The sequence below is a fragment of the Hymenobacter sp. genome (assembly GCF_035709525.1).
Taxonomy (GTDB): Bacteria; Bacteroidota; Bacteroidia; order Cytophagales; family Hymenobacteraceae; genus Hymenobacter.
The window spans coordinates 1-5,480 of sequence record NZ_DASTEP010000011.1 but is presented as its reverse complement, the minus strand read 5'-3'; the positions used below and the strand labels follow the sequence as shown (position 1 = coordinate 5,480).

The window sequence follows — 5,480 nt, the reverse complement described above, 5'->3', positions numbered from 1 at the left end:
GTTAGTTTTCTGGTAGAGATGCTTCGACTCCGCTGCGCGGCGCTCAGCATGACGGGCGAAATTTAGTAGCCACTTATCGGACAACACATTACCCCCGTGGCCCGGCCGCCGCTACCCGCTCCTGCGGGTGCCACTGCGTGAGCGAGTACACCAGCAAAAACACCACGCCCGCGCCCACGAACAGGTTGCGGGCGGTGGTATTTTCGGCGAAGCCAAACAGCCAGGGCGAGGCGAGGAAGACCAGTCCGCTTACCAACTCCAGCTTGCCGTGCAGCCAGAAGGGGATGGCCTTAATTGCGCCCAGCGGCATGGCCGTGAGCAAGGAAATGACGAGGTAGCCGCCGGCCAGCACGTAGCACACCGTGGCATACGCGCCGCCGAGGCCGAACAAGCTGGGGGCCAGCGCAAAAAATGCGCAGGTCATGTAGTCGAGAATACCGTGAACGGTGGGCGAAATGGGTTTCATAAGCGGGAGGCGGGGTAAAGGTGAAACGGTAGCAGGTACGCGCCGCGCTAGCCGGGGATATAGCCCAGCTTGCCTTTACCGCGCTGCTTTTCAGCGGCTTACCTCCACGCTACGCGCAACCGGATACCTCCTCACACCAGGCCCGCAAGGCGCTCTATGCCAGGGCCGAGCACCAGCTTATCGTCGGCCCCGAGCCAGTCGGTGAGGATGCTGGCGTAGAGGCTGCGAAAATCTACCTGGTAGCGCAAATCGCCCTGGTCAAGGTCGGCGAGGCTGGCGGAGGCGTTCAGCAGGCCGGGCTTGCGCAGCGCGCCGCTGAGTAGGAAGACGTTGTTGGCGGTGCCGTGGTCGGTGCCGTTGCTGGCATTCTGGGTCACGCGCCGGCCGAATTCGCTGAACACCATCACCAGCGTGTTCTCCCACTCGCTGCTTTTTTGGAGGTCGGCAGCCAGCGCGGCCAGCCCATCGGAGAGCTCGCCGAGCAGGCGGCCCTGCTGCTCGTGCTGCCGCACGTGGGTATCGAAGCCCGTGAGGGACAGGTAGTACACCCGCGACTCGACGCCCGCGCCGATGAGCTCGGCGGTGGTTTTGAGGTTGCGGCCCAGCTCGGTAGTGGGGTAGGTGGCGGTGCTGGCGCGCACCTTGGCCTTGTCGTAGAGGTACTCGGCCGAGGAGGCCGTTTCGGCCAGCGTTTTGTAGAGGTAATCCAGCTCCGACGTGGCCGTGGCGGCGGGCCGCTCCTGGCTCAGGCGGCTCAGGTAGCGGCTCTGGGTGAGCTGGTGAAACTTGGCGGGGTTCTTCACGGCCAGACCTTTACGCAGCTGGCCTTTCAGGGCCAGGCTCAGGGTATCATCGATTTCGAGGGCCTGGCAGGGTAGCGCGCAGCCGGCGCAGCTGCTGTCGAGATAGCGACCGAGCCAGCCGGTGGTCAGTAGCTGCTCCGAGCCCGAGCCGGTCTGCCAGATGTCCATCGAGCGGAAGTGCGAGCGGTCGGGGTTGGGGTAGCCCACGGCGTTGAGCACGGCCAGTTGACCCTGGTCGTAGAGGCTTTTGAGACCGGTCATTTTAGGGTGCAGGCCGAGGTCGCTGCTGAGGGGCAGAATACCATCGGCTTCCTTCAGCGCCAGGCTGGGCCGGGCCTTGAAATACAAGTCGTCGCGGTACGGGATGACGGTATTCAGCCCGTCGTTGCCGCCGCTGAGCTGCACCACGATAAGGCGGCGCGCCTTGCCGCCGGGCGCGTCGCGCAGCATCGTGGCCAGCCCGGTTTCGGGCCGGTCGAGGGCGTGCAAAAACTTGGGCACCAGCAGCAGCGTGCTGGCCAGGGCGGACGATTGCAGGAAGCGGCGGCGTTGCATTTTTTTGGCTGTTAGTAAATCGTCATGCTGAGCGTAGCGCAGCGGAGCCGAAGCATCTCTACCGCTGCGTTGCCCAGCGTTAGGAGTTATTAGTTCACCGATAGAGATGCTTCGACTACGCTGCGCTGCGCTCAGCATGACGAGCGATTTTCAAGATAATTGATATTCCGGCAAGCTCAGCAAGCTGATGAGCGTGGCGCGCAGCTGCTCTTCCGGCGTAGTGGCCTTCGCTACGGTCTGCTGCACCAGCGCCAGGTTTTCGGGGCGCAGAGGCGCTTGCAGCAGGAACTGCGCCAGCTGCCGGGGCCGCTCGGCGGCAGGCGTGGCACCGAGCAATTGTTGCAGGGAGGCCAGCGGCAGGTGCGCGCCCACGGTGTTGCGCACGGTGCGCTGCGGGCCGGTAGTCTGGGGCGCGATGTCGTTTTCGTCGTCTTTGAGGCGCACCGCAAACTCGGCGTTTTTGAACAAAATGGCCGGCAATTGCAAGCGCAGCAGCAGCGACGACGAGTCTATCCAGTTGCGCCCGCCCGGCCAGCCGGCCACGTTGGGCGGCATAAAGAGCGCCTGGCCCAGCGCCTTCTGGTAGCCCAGCAGCGGCTTGGGGTTCTCTACCTGCACGTGCAGCGTGCGCCGCAGCCCGGCAATGAGCTCGACCGGCGACTTGATGCGCGCGCCCACGTTGGCCGCGTCATAAAACCAATCGGCCGAAAACAGCCGTTCGGCCAGGTCGGCAATGTCGTAGTGGCTTTTGCGAAAGGCAGCGGCCAGCGGCGCGATGTGGGCCGGGTTAGGCACGTCGTTCACGAAGAAGCGGTACATCTTGGTGACCAGAAACGTGGCCGCCGCCGGCTGCTGCATGATGAGGATGAGCACGTCTTCGCCGCCCAGGTTGCCCGAGTGGCCCAGCACGGTTTTGGGGCCGGCGTCGTGCTGCCGCTCGCGGAAGACAAAGTTGTTTTGCCCGTCGTAGCTCCAGCCGGTGAAGGCGCGGGCAGCTTCTTTCACATCGGTTTCGGAGTAGTTGCCCCGGCCCAGCGTGAAGAGCTCCATCACCTCGCGGGCGAAGTTTTCGTTGGGGTGCTCTTTGCGATTTTGTTGGTTGTTAAGAAATTGCAGCATGGCCGGCGCGCGGCTCACGGCCAAGAGTAAATCCGGGAATTTGCCCAGCGCCTTGGTCCGGATGGTATTGAGCAGCTGCAAGCTATCGTCGGGCCGGCGGGTGCGGCAGGCAAAATGCCCGTGCCAGAACAAGGCCATTTTTTCGCGCAGCTGGCCGGGGCCGGTGGCCATGCGCTCCATCCAGGCGGTGCTCATGGCTGCGAAGGCCTGCTGAATGTCCTGGTTTTGCTGCTTGCGCTGCTCGGGGGTGAGGTCGCGGCGGCGCAGCACGGGCGCACTCAGCTTGCGGGCCGGGGTCAGGGCCGGGCGCGGGGCCAGCAGGCTTAGCTCGTCGGGCGCGGTAGGTGCGGCCGGGCGCATGGCGGCCAGGTTGGGTGCAGGCGCGGCGGGCTGCACGGCCATTACCGCGCCCAGCGGGTCGGCGTAGTGAAAGGCCGGGCTCTCGATGGGTGCGCATTTCTCAGCCTCGCGTAGCAACTGGCGCAAGGCTTTGGCGGGGCTCAGGCCCTGGGTTATATCCTCGGGGCGCGGGCCAAAGCCGGCGCGCCAATACAGGTGCTGGAGCTGCTGCTGAGCGGTCATGCCGGGTTGGAGCGAAGAATGGCAGGAAGGTTTAATATACCTTGAATTAGCTGGCCCGCCGCGTGGCCGCCCCACGCAGCTTACCCTATATTTACGGCCGTGCATTTTGCATACTAACTCACTCTTTTCTTGCTATATGCTTCGCAAGCTTTCTTTACCCGTGCGCTGCGCCGCCTCGCTGCTGCTGCCGGGGCTGCTCCTGCTGGCCAGCCCGGCCGCCGTGGCCCAAAAGCCAACCATCGTGCCCCCCGCCAGCGAGCCACATTTTGCGGGCGGCCCCGATTCGCTACGGGCACTCCTCGGCCGCGCCCAGCGGCAGGCCAGCCCCACATTGCAAGGGCGGGTTTTCTTGCTGCTGAAGCTGAACCGGGAGGGCGTGCCCACGGAGGTTTCCTTGCTGCGCCCCCCGGCGGCTGCCGACCAGGCCCTGGCCAACTCCGCCGAGGTGCGGGCGATTGGCGAGCAGCTGGCCCGCCGGCTGTCGCCCTGGCAGCTCGACCCTACCCTGCTGAGCACGGACGATAAATTTGCCCTGACTGTCGCCCTACCCCTCACGTTTGGGCCGGCTACCGGGCCCCAGCCGCTGCCTTATAGCGATGAAAAACCGACCTTTCCGCTGCCGGTCGATTTCAAGCCTTATCGCAGCAACCCAGCCTCTTATACCTTCCGCAATTTCCTGCAACGCCAGTTTCGCTACCCCGCCATCGACCTGCGCAACCAGGTAGAGGGCACGGCTTACGGCTACTTTGAGGTGAGCGAGACCGGGGCCGTCGAAAACCGCCGCATCGTGGGCAGCCTCAGCCCCACCGTCGATGCCGAGATATTGCGCAATTTGAACACCATTCCGAATGCCACTACACCGCCCCGCCAGCAGGGCCAGCCGGTGCGCGTGGCCTACGTGGTGCCGGTCAATTTGATAATACAGTAGTGAACTACCCATCATGCTGAGCAGCATAGGGAAGCACCTCTACCGCTTTACCCAAACCGTTCAACGGTGCGGCAGAGATACTTCGCTGCGCTCAGCATGACAGGTAGTTTCACTTGAAACCCCTACGCCCCAAATACCGCGCCGGCCAGCGCCAGCACCGCCCGTCGTGTGGCCTCGGGCTGCTCCAGGTAAGACAAATGCCCGCTGCCTTCCAGAAACAAGCCGGTGCCCACGGGGGCCAGCGGGGCCTGGGCTACCGAGTCGGCCAGGGGCACGGCCACGTCGTGCTTGCCGGCTACTATCAATACGGGGAAGCGGGCCGTGCGCAGCACGGCGGTGCGGTCGGGGCGGGCGGCCATGCCGCGCAGGGCACCGGCCAGAGTGGCCTCGGGCGTGGCCTTGCCGATGTCTTCGAGCAGGGCGCGTGCCTCGGGCAGCCGGTCGCGGTTGGCGGGCGCGAAGAGTGGGCGCACGAAGCTCTCCATGAATTTATTGACGCCGTGGCGCTCCACGAAGCCGATGTTTTTTTCGCGGGCCTGGCGCTTTTCGTCGGTGTCGGCGTAGGCGCTGGAGTTGATGAGGGCCAGGCCGGCCACGCGCTCGGGGTAGCGCTGGGCTAGGGCCAGGGCCACGTAGCCGCCCATGCTGTGGCCCACCAGCAGCACGGGCTCGGTGGCATTGCGCCGGCCCAGGTGCTCGATTACGTAGCGCGCCTGGGCCTCCATCGAGAAGTCGGGCACGGGGGCCAGGCTGGTGCCGTGGCCCGGCAGGTTGGGTGCCAGCAGGCGGTACTCGGGCGGGAAAGGCCGGGTAAATTCGGTCCAGACTTCGCGGCTTTCGGCGAAGCCGTGCAGGAAAACGATGGTGGGCTGGGCAGTAGGCATAATGCGGAGTACCTTGCGGGTGAACGGCAGGTTTCGGTGCTGCCAAAGCTACTGGATGAATGCTGGTGTGGGGCTCGCCTCGCGTGCACCTCACCCCCTAGCCCCCGAAAAATGCTTTTGACGCATTTCCAAAAAAGAGGGGG

Annotated in this window: 5 protein-coding genes; 1 reads left to right on the top strand and 4 read right to left on the bottom strand. The window is 64.7% G+C overall.

All coding sequences use genetic code 11. The features are described from left to right. Nucleotides 1-88: 88 nt before the first annotated feature. The 3 genes from VFO93_RS00970 to VFO93_RS00960 form a co-directional block, all read right to left on the bottom strand. A complete protein-coding gene (locus VFO93_RS00970) occupies nucleotides 89-466 on the bottom strand; it encodes an SPW repeat domain-containing protein (RefSeq protein ID WP_325132431.1) in 378 nt (125 codons plus the stop codon). Nucleotides 467-597: 131 nt separating this feature from the next. Further along, nucleotides 598-1,824 carry a DUF1501 domain-containing protein gene (locus VFO93_RS00965; protein ID WP_325132430.1) on the bottom strand — a complete coding sequence of 409 codons (1,227 nt, stop codon included), beginning with the start codon at nucleotides 1,822-1,824 and terminating at the stop codon, nucleotides 598-600. 150 nt (nucleotides 1,825-1,974) lie between these two features. Further along, complete coding sequence (locus VFO93_RS00960) at nucleotides 1,975-3,525, bottom strand: DUF1800 domain-containing protein (RefSeq protein WP_325132429.1); 1,551 nt, start codon at nucleotides 3,523-3,525, stop codon at nucleotides 1,975-1,977. A gap of 136 nt (nucleotides 3,526-3,661) precedes the next feature. On the opposite strand from VFO93_RS00960, the gene VFO93_RS00955 reads away from it, so the two are divergent. After that, complete coding sequence (locus tag VFO93_RS00955) at nucleotides 3,662-4,453, top strand: energy transducer TonB (RefSeq protein WP_325132428.1); 792 nt, start codon at nucleotides 3,662-3,664, stop codon at nucleotides 4,451-4,453. A gap of 122 nt (nucleotides 4,454-4,575) precedes the next feature. Here the strand turns inward: VFO93_RS00955 and VFO93_RS00950 are convergent, their stop codons facing one another. Beyond that, a complete protein-coding gene (locus VFO93_RS00950) occupies nucleotides 4,576-5,337 on the bottom strand; it encodes an alpha/beta fold hydrolase (RefSeq protein WP_325132427.1) in 762 nt (253 codons plus the stop codon). Nucleotides 5,338-5,480: the final 143 nt, after the last annotated feature.